Origin of the sequence: Comamonas sp. CAH-2, from assembly GCF_009668305.1 — a bacterium.
Classification (GTDB): domain Bacteria; phylum Pseudomonadota; class Gammaproteobacteria; order Burkholderiales; family Burkholderiaceae_C; genus Comamonas; species Comamonas aquatica.
The window spans coordinates 1-2,998 of record NZ_VSWF01000072.1; the positions used below are offsets into that span (position 1 = coordinate 1).

2 protein-coding genes are annotated in these 2,998 nt (G+C 70.9%); both read right to left on the reverse strand.

Features of this window, described 5'->3' with window-relative positions:
• Nucleotides 1-134: 134 nt before the first annotated feature.
• Nucleotides 135-1,727, reverse strand: a complete 1,593-nt coding sequence (locus FYM52_RS18485) for a DHA2 family efflux MFS transporter permease subunit (protein WP_154165144.1) — start codon at nucleotides 1,725-1,727, stop codon at nucleotides 135-137.
• Nucleotides 1,728-1,745: 18 nt separating this feature from the next.
• A complete protein-coding gene (locus tag FYM52_RS18490; protein ID WP_154165145.1) occupies nucleotides 1,746-2,993 on the reverse strand; it encodes an HlyD family efflux transporter periplasmic adaptor subunit in 1,248 nt (415 codons plus the stop codon).
• Nucleotides 2,994-2,998: the final 5 nt, after the last annotated feature.

Here is a 2,998-nt window from a genome sequence, read left to right on the forward strand (position 1 = left end):
GTGCGGTGCTTTGGGGGACTTGCGTTGGTGGGCGGGGGCGCCGGGTGCTGGTGCTTGGGGACGGTGGCCCTTGCCAGGTCTAGAACAAAAAAGGGCGACCCGGTCGGGTCGCCCTGGGCGGTGGCGGGTGCGGCTCAGTGCGCGCCCGCGGCGGCGTCCGCACCGCCCCCGCCGTGGGCCTTGGGCCGCTGTGTGAACCAGATCAGCACGATCAGGCTCAGGAACAGGAAGGACGAGGCCAGGAAGATGTCGTTCGCCGCGCGCGTGAAGGCCTGCTGGTCGATCAGGCGGTTGATCTGGGCATAGGCCTGCTCGGCGCTCATGCCCGCCGCCTGCAGCTGCTGCACGGTGGTGGCGAAGGTCCCCTGGCCCTGCACCAGCAGCTCCGTCAGGTGCGCGTGGTGCAGGGTGGCACGGCTTTCCCACAGCGTGGTGGCGATCGACGTGCCCATGGCCCCGGCCGTGATGCGCACGAAGTTGGACAGGCCGGCCGCGGCCGGAATGCGGTCCGGCGTCAGCCCGCTGAGCGTGATGGTGGTCAGCGGGATGAAGAAGAAGGCCATGGCCGCACCCTGGATCAGCGTGGGCACCAGGATGTGGCGGAAGTCCGTCTCCACCGTGAACTGCGAGCGCATCCACAGCACCAGGGCGAACACGATGAAGGCGCCGGTCGCCATCTTGCGCGGGTCCCAGACACTGACCTTGCGCCCCACCAGCGGCGTCAGCACGATGGCCAGCAGCCCCACGGGCGCCAGCGCCAGGCCGGCCGCGGTGGAGGTGTAGCCCATCCACTGCTGCAGCCACAGCGGCAGCAGCACCACGTTGCCGAAGAACACGCCGTAGGCGATGGACAGCGCCATCGAGCCGGCCGCGAAGTTGCGGCGCTTGAACAGGCGCAGGTCCACCACCGGGTGGGCGTCGGTCAGCTCCCAGACCACAAACACGGCAAAGGCCACCACAGCGATCACGGTGAAGGCGATGATCTCGCCGGAGGCGAACCAGTCCAGCTCCTTGCCCTTGTCCAGCATCAGCTGCAGCGCGCCCACCCACAGCACCAGCAGGGACAGGCCCACGGTGTCGATGGGCAGCTTGCGCGTGGGCGTCTCGCGGTGGCGGTAGATGCTCCAGGTCATCAGTGCCGACAGCAGGCCCACGGGCACGTTGATGTAGAAGATCCAGGGCCAGGAGATGTTGTCCGTGATCCAGCCCCCCAGCAGCGGCCCGACCACGGGCGCCACCAGCGTGGTCACGCCCCACAAGGCCAGGGCCGTGCCGGCCTTGGACGGCGGGTAGCTGGACAGCAGCAGGGTCTGCGACAGCGGGATCATGGGGCCGGCCACGGCGCCTTGCAGCACGCGGAACAGCACCAGCATCTCCAGCGACGAGGCGAAGCCGCACAGCCAGGAGGTCAGCACGAACAGCAGCACGCTCATGGTGAACAGGCGCACGGCGCCGAAGCGCTGCGTCAGCCAGCCGGTCAGCGGCACGGAGATGGCGTTGGCCACACCAAAGCTGGTGATGACCCAGGTGCCCTGGCTGGGGCTGACCCCGACATCGCCGGAGATGGCCGGGATGGCCACGTTGGCGATGGACGAGTCCAGCACGTTCATGAAGGTGGCCAGCGACAGGGCCAGCGTGCCCAGGGCCAGCTGGGCGCCCTTGAGCGGCACGACCGGTGGTGGACCGGTGCGGGCCGCCCCGTTGGGGGCGGAAGCGGTGGAAGTCATGGCAGGTTCCTGGCGGCTTTATGGGGCGACCTGGGCATCGGCCACGGTCTTCAGCGCGGGCAGGCGCTCACCGGCGATCAGCCGCGCGATGCGGGCATCGGCCTGGGCCAGCGTGCCGTCGTAGACCGTGGTCTGGGCCACGGGCGCGGTGCGTGGCGCGTTCGCCAGGGCCAGGCCGTCCTGGTCGCGGATGTCGACCTTCACGTCCATGGACAGGCCGACGCGCAGCGGGTGCTGCTGCAGGGCTTCGGGCGCCAGGCTGATGCGCACGGGCACGCGCTGCACCACCTTGATCCAGTTGCCGGTGGCGTTCTGCGCCGGCAGCAGCGAGAAGGCCGCGCCGGTGCCGGCGCCCAGGCCCACGACCTGGCCTTCGTAGGTGGTCTTGTCGCCATAGACGTCGGCGGTCAGCGCCACCTTCTGGCCCATGCGCAGGTCGGCCAGCTGGCTTTCCTTGAAGTTGGCGTCCACCCACAGGTGGTGCAGGTCGACCACGGTCATCAGCGGGGCGCCGGCGGCCACGCGCTGGCCCAGCTGCACGCCGCGCTTGGCCACGTAGCCGTCCACGGGCGCCACCAGGCGCGTGCGCTGCAGGGCCAGGTAGGCCTCGCGCACCTTGGCGGCGGCGGCCATGACGGCGGGGAAGTCCTCGGCCGTGCTGCCCTGGGTCTGGGCTTCGGCGGCGGCCAGCTGGGCCTTGGCGGCACGCACGGCGGCATCGGCGGCGCTGACGGCATTGCTGGCGGCGGTGAACACGGCTTGGGCGTGCTCGAACTCTTCCTTGCCCACGGCGCCGGTGGCGGTCAGGGGTCGGCGGCGCTCCACGTCGTCACGGGCCTTGGCGGCGTCGGCCTTCAGGCGCTGCAGGTCGGCCTCGCGCTGGGCCACCTGGGCGGCCAGGGGGGCGTTGTTGGCGTACAGGGTGCGGGTCTGGCGTGCGGTCTGGGCCAGTTGCGATTCGGCCTGGGCCAGTTGCACCAGGTAGTCGGCGGGGTCCAGTTGCACCAGCACCTGGCCGGCGCGGACGTAGTCGGTGTCGTCCGCGCCGATGCTCAGCACGGTGCCGCCCACCTGGGGCGTGATCTGCACCACGTTGCCGGCGACGTAGGCGTTGTCCGTGGTCTGGTAGCGGCTGGCCACCACCCAGTGCCAGCCGCCCCAGGCGACGGCGGCCACGGCCACGGCGGTGGCGACCAGGGTCAGGCCCTTGCGGCGGCCGGCGGGGTTGGCGGAGGAGGTGCTGGGGGTCTTGCTGCTGTCGGTCATGGGGG

Bases quoted from the DNA above. Each gene is read 5' to 3' on its own strand.
- FYM52_RS18485 (WP_154165144.1), bottom strand. From the start codon at position 1,727: ATGACTTCCACCGCTTCCGCCCCCAACGGGGCGGCCCGCACCGGTCCA.
- FYM52_RS18490 (WP_154165145.1), bottom strand. From the start codon at position 2,993: ATGACCGACAGCAGCAAGACCCCCAGCACCTCCTCCGCCAACCCCGCC.